Origin of the sequence: Actinomadura litoris, from assembly GCF_009733595.1 — a bacterium.
In the GTDB taxonomy this organism is placed as follows: domain Bacteria; phylum Actinomycetota; class Actinomycetes; order Streptosporangiales; family Streptosporangiaceae; genus Spirillospora; species Spirillospora litoris.
The window spans coordinates 210,505-225,715 of record NZ_WOFH01000003.1; the positions used below are offsets into that span (position 1 = coordinate 210,505).

At 73.2% G+C, this 15,211-nt stretch carries 14 protein-coding genes; 5 read left to right on the top strand and 9 right to left on the bottom strand.

Translation table 11 applies throughout. The annotated features are described in order from the left end of the window. The first annotated feature begins 46 nt into the window (after positions 1–46). Positions 47–1,930: an ABC transporter ATP-binding protein gene (locus GNZ18_RS08995; RefSeq protein WP_156215801.1), complete on the top strand. Its 1,884-nt coding sequence runs from the start codon at positions 47–49 to the stop codon at positions 1,928–1,930. 358 nt (positions 1,931–2,288) lie between these two features. Here the strand turns inward: GNZ18_RS08995 and GNZ18_RS09000 are convergent, their stop codons facing one another. Genes GNZ18_RS09000 through GNZ18_RS09010 form a run of 3 tightly spaced genes read right to left on the bottom strand, consistent with a single transcriptional unit; the run spans position 2,289 to position 3,387 of the window. Further along, positions 2,289–2,705 carry an SRPBCC family protein gene (locus GNZ18_RS09000; RefSeq protein ID WP_312874395.1) on the bottom strand — a complete coding sequence of 139 codons (417 nt, stop codon included), beginning with the start codon at positions 2,703–2,705 and terminating at the stop codon, positions 2,289–2,291. After that, positions 2,702–3,025, bottom strand: a complete 324-nt coding sequence (locus tag GNZ18_RS09005) for an ArsR/SmtB family transcription factor (protein ID WP_156215803.1) — start codon at positions 3,023–3,025, stop codon at positions 2,702–2,704. The genes GNZ18_RS09000 and GNZ18_RS09005 overlap by 4 nt, the downstream gene beginning before the upstream one ends. A 2-nt stretch (positions 3,026–3,027) precedes the next feature. Further along, positions 3,028–3,387 carry a VOC family protein gene (locus GNZ18_RS09010; protein WP_156215804.1) on the bottom strand — a complete coding sequence of 120 codons (360 nt, stop codon included), beginning with the start codon at positions 3,385–3,387 and terminating at the stop codon, positions 3,028–3,030. Positions 3,388–3,512: 125 nt separating this feature from the next. On the opposite strand from GNZ18_RS09010, the gene GNZ18_RS09015 reads away from it, so the two are divergent. Continuing rightward, the gene (locus GNZ18_RS09015; RefSeq protein WP_156215805.1) at positions 3,513–4,439 is read left to right on the top strand and encodes an NADP-dependent oxidoreductase; all 927 of its coding nucleotides are present in this window, start codon (positions 3,513–3,515) and stop codon (positions 4,437–4,439) included. Positions 4,440–4,442: 3 nt separating this feature from the next. On the opposite strand, the gene GNZ18_RS09020 is transcribed toward GNZ18_RS09015, so the two are convergent. Genes GNZ18_RS09020 through GNZ18_RS09035 form a run of 4 tightly spaced genes read right to left on the bottom strand, consistent with a single transcriptional unit; the run spans position 4,443 to position 8,411 of the window. Next, a complete protein-coding gene (locus GNZ18_RS09020) occupies positions 4,443–5,342 on the bottom strand; it encodes an ROK family protein (protein ID WP_216651211.1) in 900 nt (299 codons plus the stop codon). Beyond that, a complete protein-coding gene (locus GNZ18_RS09025) occupies positions 5,339–6,211 on the bottom strand; it encodes a carbohydrate ABC transporter permease (protein ID WP_156215806.1) in 873 nt (290 codons plus the stop codon). The genes GNZ18_RS09020 and GNZ18_RS09025 overlap by 4 nt, the downstream gene beginning before the upstream one ends. Continuing rightward, entirely contained in the window at positions 6,208–7,155 is a 948-nt protein-coding gene (locus tag GNZ18_RS09030) for a carbohydrate ABC transporter permease (RefSeq protein WP_308166121.1), read from the bottom strand. Before GNZ18_RS09030 ends, GNZ18_RS09025 begins: the two co-directional genes overlap by 4 nt. 2 nt (positions 7,156–7,157) lie before the next feature. Then, the gene (locus tag GNZ18_RS09035; RefSeq protein WP_156215807.1) at positions 7,158–8,411 is read right to left on the bottom strand and encodes an extracellular solute-binding protein; all 1,254 of its coding nucleotides are present in this window, start codon (positions 8,409–8,411) and stop codon (positions 7,158–7,160) included. A gap of 556 nt (positions 8,412–8,967) precedes the next feature. Between GNZ18_RS09035 and GNZ18_RS43595 the strand changes: the two genes are divergently transcribed. Beyond that, entirely contained in the window at positions 8,968–10,971 is a 2,004-nt protein-coding gene (locus GNZ18_RS43595) for a sensor histidine kinase (protein ID WP_216651212.1), read from the top strand. Here the strand turns inward: GNZ18_RS43595 and GNZ18_RS09045 are convergent. Then, positions 10,968–11,573 (bottom strand): response regulator transcription factor, encoded by a 606-nt coding sequence (locus GNZ18_RS09045; RefSeq protein WP_312874396.1) that lies wholly within the window; start codon positions 11,571–11,573, stop codon positions 10,968–10,970. The genes GNZ18_RS43595 and GNZ18_RS09045 overlap by 4 nt on opposite strands. A 127-nt stretch (positions 11,574–11,700) precedes the next feature. On the opposite strand from GNZ18_RS09045, the gene GNZ18_RS09050 reads away from it, so the two are divergent. Continuing rightward, positions 11,701–12,432 (top strand): ABC transporter ATP-binding protein, encoded by a 732-nt coding sequence (locus GNZ18_RS09050; RefSeq protein WP_173390697.1) that lies wholly within the window; start codon positions 11,701–11,703, stop codon positions 12,430–12,432. Then, on the top strand, positions 12,429–14,825 hold the full coding sequence (locus GNZ18_RS09055; protein WP_312874397.1) for an FtsX-like permease family protein: 2,397 nt from the start codon (positions 12,429–12,431) through the stop codon (positions 14,823–14,825). Before GNZ18_RS09050 ends, GNZ18_RS09055 begins: the two co-directional genes overlap by 4 nt. On the opposite strand, the gene GNZ18_RS09060 is transcribed toward GNZ18_RS09055, so the two are convergent. After that, positions 14,714–15,199, bottom strand: a complete 486-nt coding sequence (locus GNZ18_RS09060) for a DUF6463 family protein (RefSeq protein ID WP_156215808.1) — start codon at positions 15,197–15,199, stop codon at positions 14,714–14,716. The two genes, GNZ18_RS09055 and GNZ18_RS09060, sit on opposite strands and share 112 nt — an antisense overlap. Positions 15,200–15,211: the final 12 nt, after the last annotated feature.

The following is a 15,211-nucleotide window of genomic DNA, read 5'->3' on the forward strand; positions in this document are numbered from 1 at the left end:
GTTCCAAGATGTTCTTGGCGAGATCCTCCAGAGAGAGTGGTAACCGATGGACATGGAAGTGACCGCGTGGATGTCCCTGCACCATGCGATGAACGCCAAGGACGACCGCCGCCCGTTCTCCAAGGCGACCCTGAAGCGGATAGCGAGGTTCGCGCGCCCGCACAGACGGCAGCTGTTCGCCTTCCTCGGGCTGAGCGTCGTGCTGGCCGTCCTCGCGGTCGCGACGCCCGTCCTGGCCGGACGCGTCGTCGACGCGATCGTGGACGACTCGGCCAGTTCCACCGTCGTGAACCTGGCCATCCTGATCGCCTTGCTGGCCCTGCTGGAGGGCGGGCTCGGGCTGGCCAACCGGTGGCTGTCGGCCCGCATCGGCGAGGGCCTGATCCTCGATCTGCGCACGTCCGTCTTCGACCACGTGCAGCGGATGCCGGTCGCCTTCTTCACCCGCACCCGCACCGGCGCGTTGGTCAGCCGCCTCAACAACGACGTCATCGGGGCGCAGCGCGCCTTCAGCGACACGTTGTCGGGCGTGGTCAGCAACCTCGTGATGGTGATGCTGACCTTCGGGGTGATGGTCGGCATCTCCTGGCAGATCACGCTGCTCGCGCTGGTCCTGCTGCCCGTCTTCGTCCTCCCGGCGCGCCGCATGGGCACCCGCCTGGCCCGCCTCGAACGCGAGGCCGCCGCGCACGACGCCGCGATGAGCACCCAGATGACCGAGCGGTTCTCCGCCCCCGGCGCGACGCTGGTCAAGCTGTTCGGCCGCCCCGCCCGCGAGTCCGCCGAGTTCGCGGCCCGCGCGCGCCGCGTCCGCGACATCGGCGTCCGCACCGCGATGGTCCAGCACGTCTTCATCACCGCGCTGACCATGGTGTCGGCGCTCGCCCTCGCGCTCGTCTACGGCCTCGGCGGCTGGTTCTCGCTGCGCGGCTCCCTGGACGCGGGCGCGGTCGTGTCCCTCGCCCTGCTGCTGACCCGCCTCTACGCCCCGCTGACCGCGCTCGCCAGCGCCCGCGTCGAGGTCATGAGCGCGCTCGTCAGCTTCGAGCGGGTCTTCGAGGTGCTCGACCTGAAGCCGCTGGTCGCCGAGAAGAGCGGCGCCCGCGCCGTCCCCGAGGGGCCCGTCGCGGTCGAGTTCGACGGCGTCCGCTTCGCCTACCCGTCCGCCGACAAGGTCTCCCTCGCCTCGCTGGAGGAGGTCGCCACCCTCGACACGCGCGGCGGCGTCGACGTCCTGCACGGGGTGTCGTTCCGCGCCGAGCCCGGCCAGATGGTCGCGCTCGTCGGCTCGTCCGGCGCGGGCAAGTCGACGATCGCGCAACTGCTCCCGCGCCTGTACGACGCCGACTCCGGCGCGATCCGGCTCGGCGGCGTCGACGTCCGCGACCTCACCTTCGAGTCGATCCGCGACACGCTCGGCATGGTCACCCAGGACGGGCACCTGTTCCACGAGTCGATCCGCGAGAACCTGCTGCTCGCCCGCCCCGACGCCACCGAGGACGACCTCTGGGACGTCCTGCGCCGCGCCCGCCTCGCCACCCTCATCGAGGGCCTGCCCGACGGGCTCGACACGATCGTCGGCGAGCGCGGCTACCGCCTGTCGGGCGGCGAGCGCCAGCGCCTCACGATCGCCCGCCTGCTGCTGGCCCGCCAGCGCGTCGTGATCCTGGACGAGGCCACCGCCCACCTGGACTCCACGTCCGAGGCCGCCGTCCAGGAGGCCCTGGCCGAGGCCCTCGACGGCCGCACCGCCGTCGTCATCGCCCACCGCCTCAGCACGGTCCGCGCCGCCGACCTCATCCTCGTCGTCGAGGCCGGCCACATCGTCGAACGCGGCACCCACACCGAACTGCTGGCCGCCGGAGGCCGCTACGCCGACCTCTACCGCACCCAGTTCAGCGACGAGACCCCCTTGGAACCCGTCGCCTGACCCTCCTCGGACTCGGCCCGCCCCGGCACCCGGCCGCCGCTCCGGCTCCCGACCCGGACGAGCCGCCGGACGGCGGCGGGAGGCATGGGAGAGGAGCGCGGGCGCCCCGGGTCAGCGGCCGCCTGCCCGCGGCCACCCGGTGTGGGCGATCGAGTGCCGGGAGGTCGACCGCCCGCTCTTGGCGAGCCGCCAAGAGCGGGCGGGTGCGGATCGCGTGCCGTTGATCCGCACGGTTCGGATGCCGGGCATCAAGGTCACGGGCCGTTGCGGGTGCCCGTGGAGTGCTCACCGGGGGCTTGGCCGCGCTCCGCGCCGGCGCCGGGCCGGGCGGGCGGGCGGCCGGGGCGTCCTGGTGCGGCTAGGCGAGGGCGGTGTGGAGGGACTCCAGCACGTGGGAGCGCCAGCCGTTGGTCATGCCGCGGAACGCGAACGCCTGGGACGGGTCGTCCATGTCGAAGCCCGCGTGGCGGATGAAGAGCCTCGTGCCGCGTCCCTCGGGGACCAGGCGCCAGGTGACGGTGGTGTCGAGGGCGCCGCCGCCCCAGCTGATGCGCAGCAGCCGTTCCTCGTCCAGGTCGAGGACCCGGCAGCGGATCGTCCCGTCGAAACCGGCGCCGGGGATAGGGCGGGTGGTGAAGGTGAACCGGTGCCCGACGACGGGTTCGAAGTCGTTCGGCATCAGCCACCGGGCCAGCAGGTCGCGGTCGGTGAGCGCCCGCCAGACCTTGGCGGGCGGGTGCGGGAGGAACTCCTCGACCTCGATGTCGGCGGTCACTCCGGGTGCTCCTCGTCCAGGACGTCGCGCAGGTCGGCCAGGCGTTCGCGCCAGAACCGCTCGTAGGGGGTGAGCCAGTCCGACACGTCCATCAGCGGGCCCGGCTCCAAACGGTAGACGCGGCGGCGGCCGTCGCGCCGCTCGGTGACGAGCCCGGCGGTCCGCAGGACGCGCAGGTGCTCGGAGACGCTCGGGCGGCTCATCTCGAAGTGGGCCGCCAGCTCGTTCACCGAGCGCGGGCCCTCCAGCAGGAGGCGGGTCAGCTCCAGCCGCACCGGGCTCGCGAGCGCCGCGAAGACGTCGGTGACCTCGGCGGCCATGGTCAGCGCGCCGCGAGGACGATCCCGTTGCCGTCGGGGTCGGCCAGGGTGGCCTGGCGTCCCCACGGCAGGTCCTGCGGGCCCTCGACGTCCACGCCCGCGCGGCGCAGTTCGGCGCAGTCGCCGTCGAGGTCGGACGTCTCCAGCATGAGGCCGTGCACGGTCCCCGGCGCGAGGCCGGGGACGTGGTTCGCCAGCACCACGTTCGTGCCCGCGCCGGCGGGGGCGAGCTGGAGCCAGCGGACGGGGCCCATCGCCCGGTCGGTGACCACCTCGAACCCGAGGGTTCCGGCGTAGAAGTCCTTCGCGGCGTCCTGGTCGGAGACCGGCACCGTCAGCAGCCGTACACACGTGATGTTCATGCGCCCGAAGATAGGTAGGAAGCTCCCTACCTGTCAAGCGTAGGGAGTTGCCTACGCGACCCCGGTGGGCTCGGGCCTCCGGCGCGGTGGCAGGCTTTGGAATGGTCCACTAACCGGAGGAAGACATGCGCGCGGTCACCTATGACGCCTACGCCGACGACAACTCCCGCTTGAAGCTGGGTGAGGTCCCCGATCCGAGGGTCCCGCCGAGCAGTGTGCTCATCGAGGTGCGCGCGGCGGGGGTGAACCCGGTGGACTGGAAGGCGATGGCGGGCGGGCTCGACCCGCTGCTGGACACCGTGTTCCCCGTCATCCCGGGTTGGGACGTCGCCGGGGTCGTCGTCAGGCCGGGGCCCGACGTCCCCGAGTTCGCGGCCGGTGACGAGGTGATGGCCTACGCGCGCAAGGACGCCCTCCAGGCGGGGACGTTCGCGCAGTACGTCGCGGTGCAGGCGGCCCACATCGCCCTCAAGCCCGCGAACCTCGGTTGGGAGCAGGCGGGAGGGTTGCCGCTCGCCGGGCTGACCGCGCAGCGCGTCCTCGACCACCTGGACGTGGGTGAGGGTGACACCGTCCTGGTGCACGCGGCGGCCGGTGGCGTGGGGAGCCTCGCCGTGCAGATCGCGCGGGCGCGAGGTGCGCGGGTGATCGGCACCGCGTCCGAGAAGAACCATGACTACCTGCGGGGACTCGGTGCCGCGCCGGTCGCCTACGGCGAGGGGCTGGCGGGACGCGTCCGCGAGCTGGCGCCGGACGGGGTCTCCGCCGTGGCCGACCTCGCCGGGGGCCAGCTCGACGCGACGCTCGCGGTCCTCGCGCCCGGCGGGCGGCACGCCTCGATCGCCGACCCCGCCGTCGAGGAGCACGGCGGCCACGTGGTGTGGGTCCGCCCGGACGGCGCCAAGCTCGCCCTGCTCGCCGACCTCGCGGAGCGGGGCGCGCTCGACGTCGAGGTCGCCGGCTCCTTCCCCCTGGCGGAGGTCGGAGCCGCCTTCGACCTCAGCCGGGCCGGGCACACCCGGGGCAAGCTGGTGATCGACCCGTCCGCCTGAGGTCTAGCGGAGGCGGGAGGCGAGGATCGTCGCGCCCTTGACGCCGGCCTGGTCGTCCAGCTCCGTGGGGACGATCGGCGGCGCCGGGCGGAACTTCAGACGGTCGGTCAGGCGGGACGCCAGCGGCGTGAGCAGCGTGGCGCCCGCCTTGGCCAGCCCGCCGCCGACGACGATGAGGCCCGGGTCGAGGAAGAGCGTGGCGGAGGCCAGGCTGTCGGCGAGGCAGTCCAGTGCCTCGTTCCAGACCGCGGACGCGTGCGGTTCGCCCGCGGCGGCCAGCGCGACCACCTTCTCGGCCGGGACGCCCGAGCCGTGCCTGCGGGTCAGCGCGGCGGCCGACGCGTAGGTCTCCAGGCACCCCCGGTTGCCGCAGGCGCAGGGCTCGCCGTCCGGGCGGACGACGATGTGCCCGATCTCGCCGCTCCACCCGGACGTGCCCGGATAGGGGGAGTCGTTCAGGATCAGCGCGGCGGCGATGCCCGTGCCGATGGCGACGAACACGAAGTCGGACACCTCGCGTCCCGCGCCGAGCTCGGCCTCCCCGAGCCCGGCCGTGCGGACGTCGTGGCCGATCGCGACCGGGATGCCGAGGCGCTCCGCCGCGAGCCGCCGCATCGGGACGTCCCGCCAGCCGAGGTTGGCCGAGTGCACGGCCGTGCCGGACGTCTCGTCCACGATGCCGGGCAGCACGATGCCCGCCGCGGCGGCGGGGGAGCCGGTCAGCTCCTCCGCGCGCGCGGCGAGGTGGGCGGCGAAGCCGAGCACGCCGCCCACCGGGTCGGCCTGGTCGGTCGGCCAGGAGAGCGTCGCGAGGACCTCCCCGCCCGCCTCCGCCCGGCCGGCGACCTTGACGATCTCCGCCTTCATCGACGTGCCGCCCACGTCCAGGCCGATCAGCGTCACTTGACCGAGCCCGCGGTGAGGCCGCCGATCAGGTAGCGCTCGACGAACACGAACAGGATGACGACCGGCACGATCGCGATCAGCGACGAGGCGAACAGGTACTGCCAGTGCGCCTGGTACTGGGTCACGAACGAGGGGACGGCGACGGTGAGCGGACGCCGGTCGGGCGACGCGGTCACGGTCAGCGCCACGATGTATTCGTTCCACGCCGCGATGAAGGTGTAGACGACGGCGGTGACGACGCCGGGCATCGAGATGGGCAGGGTGACGCGGGTGAGCGCCCCGACCCGTCCGGCGCCGTCCAGGAACGCGGCCTCCTCCAGCTCCTTGGGGATGCTGGAGAAGTAGCCGTGCAGGATCCACACGCAGAACGGCAGGTTGAACGCCGCGTTCACCAGCACGAGCGCGAACAGCGTGTCGGTCAGGTTGAGCGCGACCATCTCCCGGTAGATGCCGATGACCAGCGCGGTCGGCGCGAACATCTGCGTGACCAGGACGAGCAGCAGGTAGGCGCCGCGCCCCCGGAAGCGGTAGCGGGCCGTGTAGTACGCGGCGGGCAGCGCGCACGCCAGCGTGACGACCGTCGCGGCCACCGCGACGATCAGCGAGACCCGCAGGTAGGTCCACAGCGGCGCCGCGTCCCAGACGTCGACGAAGTTCGACCAGGTCCAGTGGTCGGGCAGGTAGCCGCCCGGCGACTTGGTCAGGTCCTTCTCCGACTTGAGCGAGGTCAGCGCCATCTGCAGGTAGGGCAGCAGGAAGCCCACGGCCACCAGCCAGCCGACGGCGGTCAGCAGGGCCGTGCGGAGCCGGAGCGGGCGGCGGCGCGCCGCCCCCGCCGGGCTCGTCTCCTTGGACGGGCGCGTCATCGGACCTCCTCCCGCCACCGCGCGGCGCGCAGGTACATCAGGACCATCGCGAGGATGAGGACGAAGTTGACGACCGCCATCGCGCCGGACTCACCCACGTTCTGGTCGTAGAAGGCGAGCTTGTACATGAACGTGGTGGTGGTGTCGGTGGAGTGCCCGGGGCCGCCCCCGGTCATCGCCCAGATGATCGGGAAGCTGTTGAACACGTTGATGACGTTGATGATGGAGGCGATCATGATCGAGGGCCGCAGCAGCGGCAGCGTGATCCCGAAGTAGGTGCGCAGCGGTCCGGCGCCGTCGACGCGCGCGGCCTCGTAGACGTCCTCGGGGATCGTCTGGAGCCCGGCGAGGATCACGAACGAGGCGAACGGCAGCGACACGAACACCGCGACCCACATCATCCACAGCATCGCCTGCCAGGGATGGGCCAGCCAGTTCACCGGCTCGTCGATCAGGTGCAGGTCGAGCAGCACCCGGTTGACCAGGCCGGAGTAGTTGTCCAGCATCCACTTCCAGATGAGCGAGGTCATCAGCACCGACGCGGCCCACGGGACGATGACCGTCCAGCGGACGATGCGCCGTCCCGGGAAGCGGCTGTTCAGCAACTGGCCGATGGCGAGCGACAGCACCATCGTGGTGATGACGATGCCGGCGACCCAGCCGAGCGTCCGCAGGACGACCGGGATGAGGTCGTCCTCGTCGAACAGGTCGGTGTAGTTGGTGGTCCCGTTGCCGCCGAGCGTCACACCCGACGAGCTGATCTTCTGGAACGAGGTGCGGACCATCTCGACGACGGGCCACAGGACGACGACGGTGATGAGGACGAGGGACGGGCCGAGCCAGACGAGCGGCGTCAGCGCCCGCCCGGCCCGCCGGAGTGCGGAGGGGCGGGACGGCCGGGCCGTGGCACCGGCGTCCCGCGCCCTGGTTTCGAGGTCCTGCACTATCAGCCGCTCTTCTCGGCCGTCTTCTGGATGTCGTCCAGGACCTTCTTCGGGTCCTTGTTCGCCACCGAGGAGCCGAGGCTCTGCTTGACCGCGCCCGCGACGGCCGACCACGCCGGGTTGCTCGTCGGCGCGAACTTGGAGGAGGGCAGCGCGTCCACGAACTGCTTCATGTACGGGTCGGAGCTGAGCGCGTCACCGGCCGACTTCGTCACCGGGAGGAAGCCTTCCTTCTTGAGGAAGGTGGACGTGTTCTCCTTCTGGTACAGGAAGTCGAGGAACTTCTTGAGGGCCTCCTTGTTCTTGCCGTCGTTCTTCTTGAACGCGGCGAGGAGGTCCATGACGCCGAGCGTGTTGTGCTCGGTGCCGCTCTTGCTCGGCAGCGAGGTGACGCCGAAGTTCAGGTTCTTGTTGACGGGGTCGATGAACCCGGCCTTGGTGAACGGTCCGCCGATCGCCATGCCGATCTTGCCCTGCGCGAACTGGTTGAACACCGTCTTGCGGTCGGTGGTCTCCGGGTTCGGCTGGGTCAGCTTGGCGTCCTTCAGGCCCTTCAGGAAGTTCAGCGTCTCGACGTTGGCGGGCTGGTTGATCGCCCATTTGCCGGACGCGTCGACCCAGCCGCCGCCGTTGTTCATCGCCCAGGAGTAGAACTCCGCCTGCGACTCCTCGGGGCCGAGCGGCAGCCCGTAGCCGGTGGCGCCGCCCTCCTTCTGGATCTTCTCGGCGTCGGTCTTGACCTCGTCCCAGGTCTTGGGCGGGTTGGCGATCTTGGCCTTGGCGAACAGGTCCTTGTTGTAGAACAGCAGGCGGGCGCTGGAGATGAACGGCAGCGCGTACTGGTCGCCGTTGTACTTGGACTGCTCGACGAACGTCGGCGTGAAGTCGCTCAGCGTGGTCGGTGAAACGACCTCGGACGCCTTGTAGATGAGCCCGTCCCGCGCGAAGTCGGAGAACGAGTTGTAGTTCAGGAGGTCGGGAGCCTGCTTCGTCTGGATGTAGGTCTTGACCTTGGCGTCCATCTGGGTCCAGTCGACCATCTCCAGCTGCACCTTGTAGCCGGAGTTCTTGGCCTCGAAGTCCTTGATGAGCGCCTTCCAGTAGGGCTCGGCGTTGCTGTCGTAGATCGCCGCGACGAACTTGATGCTCTTGCCGTCGGAGCCGCCGTCGTCCGACGAGCTGCCCTTCCCGCATCCGCTCACGCCGAGGGCCACTGTCAGGCCCGTGGCGATGGCGACCGTGAGGTGCCGTTTCATCTGTCCCCGCCTTCTCCGGCTTGCTCTTCTTCGGGGCGCCCGCGCGCCCGTGCCGACTGTCGATCCGCTAGCTGCCGCCGACCCCGCGCTAGGGTCGCGCGGCCTCTCCCGCCGCGGTCGTTTGGCGCGATGAGTCTCCTGGGCACGGCGTCCGGACGGTCTCGGGTTCCGCCCGGCGTGCCCCCTCGCGCGCATGAACATTTGTGCGCGGGGCGAATGCTCATTGAGCACAAACGCGCGTTGGTCCCAGAAGATATGAGCTGGTCCGTACCAGTTCAAGAGGTCATTTCCGCAAGAGTCTTAACTGTTACCGGGCGCGGGACCTGCGGAGATCTGGTCCGGTGTGCACGCTGGACTGGTCTAGTCCAGCTGTCAGGAGTGTCTTGCTGTTCACTCTCAGCGAACGTTGGTCTTTCGGGCCGAAACGGACCTGAGGTGGCCCCGAGGTGGCCTCCACGTGTCGGCGCCGTACGCCGGTCGAGCGCCCGCCGGGAACGCGGGAAGTGGCGGACATGGGAGGATCCGAGGCGGGCGCGACTGCGATGTGAGGGGATCGGTGGCCGTCGAGGGGTTCACGGCGTCCGGGCGGGCGCGGCTGGTCGCCGGGCTCGTCATGGCCTCGTTCGCCGGTGTGTACGCGTTGGGCGCCCCCGCGCGGACGGACGGCGCGCCCCGGGTCGCGGTGGCGATCGTCCTCGTCGCGGCGGTGTGCGCTCTGCACCTGGTGTGGCTCGTCCCGCGAATCCCCGGCAGCCGCTGGGCCGCCGTCGCCGCGCAGGCCGCGTGCGCCTACGGCGCGGTGGCGCTCGGCACCTCGGTCGGGGTCCTCGGCTTCGTCGCGGGTTCGCTGATGCTGGCGGCGGCGTGGCCGGCGGCGGTCGCGGTGCTCGCGAGCGCCGCCGTCCTGGACGCGCCGCGCGACGGCTCGACCGCCGACGCGACGCTCTCGGCCCTGCTGGTCGGGCTCGTCGTCTACGGGCTGGTGCGGCTCGCCGACCGGGTGGACGACACGGCGGCGGCGCGGCTGCCGCTCACGATGGCGGCGGTGTCGCGGGAACGGCTCCGCATCGCGACCGAACTCGACCGGGGCCTCGGCGAGGGGCTCGCCACGATCTCCGCGGGCGGCCGCCGCGCCCTCGACCGCCCCGAACGGATCGGCGACGTGCTGGACGTCGCGCGCCGCTCGCTGAACGACGTGCGGGCGGCGGCGGCCGACTTCCGGAGCATGTCGCTGGCGCCGGAGGTGGCGGCGGCGCGGGCGCTGCTGGAGGCGGCGGGCGTCGAGGCGGAGGTGCGGAGCGGGCACCGGGAACCGCTGGGCCCGGCCGGGGCGCTGCTGGCGACCGTCCTGCGCGAGGCGGTCACCGACGTGGTGCGCGGGGACTCCGCCGAGCGGTGCGTCATCGAGACGTCCGAGAGCCGGGGCGTGGTCAGGCTGCGCGTCGTGAACGACGGCGTCCGGACGGCGGCCGAGGGCGAGGAGGGCCTCGCGGACGCGGCGGAACGCGTCCGCGAGGCGGGCGGCACGTTCGCCACGGGCCTCGGCGGCGACGGCCGCTTCACGGTGGAGGCCGCCATCCGGGCCGCGAAGCGACCCGTGACCACATCCGACCGCAACGCCTACCGGCTGTCGGTCACGCTGCTCGCGGCGGTGCTGGCGGGGTTCGCGCTGAAGGGCCTGCTACAGGCCCCGTCGGGCCTGTGGCTGGGGCTGGCCGGGTTCCTCGTCGGAGGGCTGCTGGTCGCGCTGCCGCACCGGTTCGCGGTCCCGCTGGTCGCGGCCGTGATCACCGGCGTCGGCGCGGCGGCCGCCGGGCCGTTCCGGGGGGACGTCCCCCCGCAGGAGGCCGGCCCGGACGTCGCCGCCACGGTCAACTCCATGATCAGCGCGCTGGTGACCGGGCTCGTGCTGTACGGGCTCGTCCGCCTCACCCGGCTGGTGCGCGACCTCCGGGTCGCGGGCGAGGAGCTGGCGCGCGCCGCGACCGTCCAGGAGCGGCTGCGGGCGGCCCGCGACCTGCACGACCTGCTCGGGCACAGCCTCGCCGCGATCCTGCTGAAGTGCGAGCTGGCGCGGCGGCTGGCGGAGGCGGACCCGGCCCGTGCCAGGGCCGAGCTGACCGAGGTCCTCGCGATGGCCGAGCGGGCGCAGGGGGACCTGCGGGCCGCGACCGGCGGCACGTCGGCGCTGGTGCTGGACGCGGAGGTCGCCTCGGCGCGGTCGGTGCTCGCGGCGGCGGGCGTCGAGGTCGAGGTGGACACCGGCCACGCGGGGCTCACGGCCGAGGCGTCGGCGGTGCTCAGCGTCGTACTGCGCGAGGCGGTCACCAACGTGCTGCGGCACAGCGCCGCCCGGCACTGCGCGATCGTCACGGCGCGCGACGGCGCGGGCGTCCGGCTGACCGTCCGCAACGACGGCCTCGACCCGCGCGCCCGCCGCACGCCCCCCGGCGCGGGCATCGGCAACCTCACCACGAGGCTCGCCTCCCACAACGGCACGCTCAGCGCCCGCGCCGACGGAAACGGCGACTTCCGCCTCGACGCCCACCTGCCCGCCTAGAGCCAGCCGGCCTCGCCCGCTATTCGCGCCGCGTCGGTGCGGTTGCGGGCGTTGAGCTTGGCCACGACGGACGTCAGGTGGTTGCGGACCGTCCCGGCCGACAGGAACAGCCGCTCGGCGATCTCGGTGGCCTCGGCGCCCTCGGCGGCGAGGCGCAGCACGTCGGTCTCGCGCGGGGTGAGCGGGTTGTCGGCGAGGTCCCAGGCGGTGACGGCGAGGCTCGGGTCCAGGACGCGGCCGCCCGCCGCGACCTCGCGGATCCCGGCGGCCAGCTCCTCGGGCGGCGCGGTCTTCAGCAGGAACCCCCGGACGTGCGCGGCGAGCGCGCGGCGCAGGTGGTGGGGCTTGCCGTGGCCGGTGAGGATCAGCGCCGCGGTCGCGGGCAGCTCCTCGTGCAGGGCGGCCGCGGCCGCGAGGCCGTCCATGCCGGGCATGTCCACGTCGAGGACGGCGACGTCGGGACGGTGCGTCCGGGCCGCGGGCAGCACCGCGTCGCCGCGCTCGACCTCGGCCACCACCTCCAGGTCGGGCTCCAGGTTCAGCAGCGCGGCGAGCGCGCCGCGCACGACGTGGTGGTCGTCGGCCAGCAGCACCCTGATCACGCTCTATGTCTATCAATGTCCACCAATGTCTACCAGCCGCCGCCACGGCGGCACCCATGACGAGGTCATGGGTGATCGGTGACGGCGTCTCTGGTGGGCGGACCCGCAGGTCAGAAGACTTGGGGGCATGGACGAAGCGGTGCGTTTGGACGCGGTGAGCAAGGTCTACGGCAGGGGCGGCGGCGCCGTCGCGGCGCTGCGGGAGGTGACGGTGGGGATCCCGCGCGGCCGGTTCACGGCCGTCATGGGGCCGTCCGGATCGGGGAAGAGCACGTTCCTGCACTGCGCGGCGGGGCTGGACACGCCGACGTCGGGGACCGTCCGGCTCGGTGGCACCGAGCTGTCGGCGATGAGCGAGACGCGGCTGACCGAGCTGCGCCGCGAGCGCGTCGGGTTCGTGTTCCAGGCGTTCAACCTGGTCTCCGCGCTGACCGTGGAGAAGAACATCACGCTGCCGCTGCGGCTGGCCCGCGCGCGTGTCGACCGGGCGTGGCTGGAGGAGGTGGTGGCCCGCGTCGGCCTGCGGGACCGCGCCGCGCACCGTCCCGCGCAGCTCTCGGGCGGGCAGCAGCAGCGGGTGGCGATCGCCCGCGCCCTGGTCACCCGGCCGGACGTGGTGTTCGGCGACGAGCCGACCGGCGCGCTCGACACGATGACGGCGCGCGAGGTCCTCACGCTGCTGCGCGAACTCGTGGACGGGATGGGCCAGACGGTCGTGATGGTCACCCACGATCCCGTCGCCGCGTCCTACGCCGACACGGTGCTGTTCCTCGCCGACGGCCGGATCGCCGACACGCTGGACGCGCCGTCCAGCGACGGCGTCGCCGCCCGCATGACGCGGCTGGGGGCCTGGAAGTGATCGCGAGGAAGGCCGGTCTCGCCGGCGCGTTCGCCGCCCTGCTGTGCGCCGCCGCGCTCGTCTGCGCCTGCGGGATCCTGCTGGACACGGGGCTGCGCGGGTCCGTCGCGCCGCAGCGGTACGCGGGCGCGCCGGTCGTCGTCGGCGGCGACCAGTACGTGCACGCGGTCAAGGAGAAGAAGGGCAGGACCAAGCACAAGGCGAAGGTGCTCGGCGAGCGCGTCTGGGTCCCGGCGTCGCTGGCGGACCGGATCCGCTCGGCGCCGGGCGTCCGCGCGGTGACGACCGAGGTCAGCTTCCCCGCCGAGATCGCGGGCCGGGACGGCGAGTCGTGGGGGCACGGCTGGGAGTCGGCCGCGCTCACCCCGTTCACGCTGCGGGCCGGGCGTGCGCCCGCCGCCGACGACGAGATCGTGGTGGACGCGGCGTCCGCCCGCGAGCGGGGGCTGCGGCCCGGCTCGCGGGTGCGGGTCGAGTCGGCTGAGCCCGGCACCTACCGGGTCGTGGGCGTGACGCGGCAGGCGCTCAGGGACCAGACCGCGATCTTCTTCAGCTCCGCGCGGGCGGCGCGCCTGGCCGGGCGTCCCGGCATGGTCTCCGCGATCGGCGTGACCGGGCCGGAGCGGGCGGTGCGCGACGCGGTGCGCGGCGCGCGGGTGACCGTCCACACCGGGGACGGCCGGGGCAGGGCCGAGTTCCCCGGCGCCGAGCGGTCCCGGATCAAGCTGATCAGCATGGGCGGTGCCCTCGGCGGGACGGCGCTGCTGGTGGCGGTCCTCGTCGTGTCCGGCACGTTCGCGCTGTCGGTGCAGCAGCGGGAGCGGGAGATCGCGCTGCTGCGCGCCATCGCCGCGACGCCGCGCCAGGTCCGCCGGATGATCGGCCGGGAGGCCCTGGCGGTCGGGCTCGTCGCGGGCCCGCTCGGCGCCGCCGCCGGGCTGCCGCTGGCGTTCTGGCTGCGCGACCGGTTCCGGGGCCTCGGCGCGCTGCCGGCCGGTCTCGACCTCGTGACCGGCCCGTTCCCGCCGGCCGTCGCGGTGCTCGCGGCCGTGGCCGCCGCGTGGGCGGCCGCCCGGACCGCCGCGCGGCGGACGTCGCGGATCCGGCCGGTCGAGGCGCTGGGGGAGGCGGCGCTGCGTCCCGTCCGGCTCGGGGTGGGGCGGCTCGTCGCCGGGCTCGGGTGCACCGCCGGGGGCGCCGCGTTGACGGTGCTGCTGGCCCACCTGAACGTCGAGGCCGCGTCCAGCCCGGTCACGATGCTGACCGCCATCGTCTGGACGGTCGCCGTGGCGCTCCTCGGCCCGGTGCTCGCCCGCGCCGGTGTCGCCGTGCTGGCGGTGCCGCTGCGCCTGTTCCCGGTCGGTGGCGACCTGGCCGCCGCGAACCTCGGCGCGGGCGCGCGGCGGCTCGCGTCCGTCATCACCCCGCTCACGCTGATGATGGGGCTGACCGCCACGATCCTGTTCGTCCAGACGACGATGGGCCACGCCGCGACCCGCCAGGCCGCCGACGGCACGATCGCCGCGCACGTGGCCGGGCCCGGGGTTCCGCACGCGGTCGCGGAGGAGATCCGCCGCTCGCCCGGGGTCACCGCCGTGACCGAGGTCGTGCGCGGCACCGTCCGGGTCGGGCTGGAGAACTACCGGATCCAGGGCGTCACGCCCGCTGGTCTGAACCGCACGCTGGACCTCGACGTCCGCTCCGGCTCGCTGGACGCGTTGGGCGGGTCCGGCATCGCGGTCAGCGAGACGGCCGCCGGACGGCTGCACGTGCGGCCGGGCGACCGGCTTCGCCTCACGCTCGGGGACGGGACGCCGATCGCCCCCACGGTGATCGCCGTCTACGGGCGCGGCCTCGGGTTCGGCGACCTCACCGTCTCCCGGGACCTGCTCGCCGCCCACGTGGACGACCCGCGCGGCACCCTGCTCGTGGCCGGGGAGCCCCCGCGGATCCCCGGCCTGCGGTTCGCCGGCGCTGCCTCCATCACCACGAACGCCTCCCAGAACGCCGAGGTCAACCAGGTCGCGATGATCCTGATCATCGCGTTCACCGCGATCGCCGTGGTGAACACGCTGGCGATGGCGACCTCCGCCCGCGCCCGCGAGTTCGCGCTGCTGCGGATCGTCGGGACCACCCGCCGCCAGGTCATGGGCATGCTCGGCTGGGAGACGCTCGCGACCGTGCTCATCGCGGCCGTCCTCGGCACGGCGGTCGCGCTGGTCACGCTCACCGCGTTCGGCCGGGGCATGACCGGCGGCGCGCCCCACGTCCCGCCGCTCACCTACCTGGGCGTCCTCGGCTGGGCCGGGGTGCTCGCGCTGGTGGCGACCGCGCTCCCGGCGCGGCTCGCGATGGCGCCGCGTCCGGCCGACACCATCGGCGCGGGCGAGTGAGCCCGGTAGGCGGAGGTCAGCGACAGCGCGCCGATGACCAGCAGCAGCCAGCCGCCGCCCGCCGGGAAGTACAGCGCGACGAGCACGACGCCGAGCAGCAGCATCACCCAGCCGGTCTCGGCGGGCATGCGCCCCGTCCGGACGGCGACCGAGCGCGACAGGAGCCCGGCGAGCAGCAGCATCGGGGCGGCCAGCAGGAACCACACGCTCGACTCGCGCTCGACGAAGCCGGCCGCGCCGTCGTCCGCCAGCGCCCGGAAGAACCCGTCGCGGGCGATGTCGTCCCAGGCGTTCGGCTGGACGAACGCGAACAGCACGTGGCCCACCGCCGTGGCGAGGATCAGGCGGATCGTCCAGCGGGTCAGATTGTCCATGATTACCTCCTG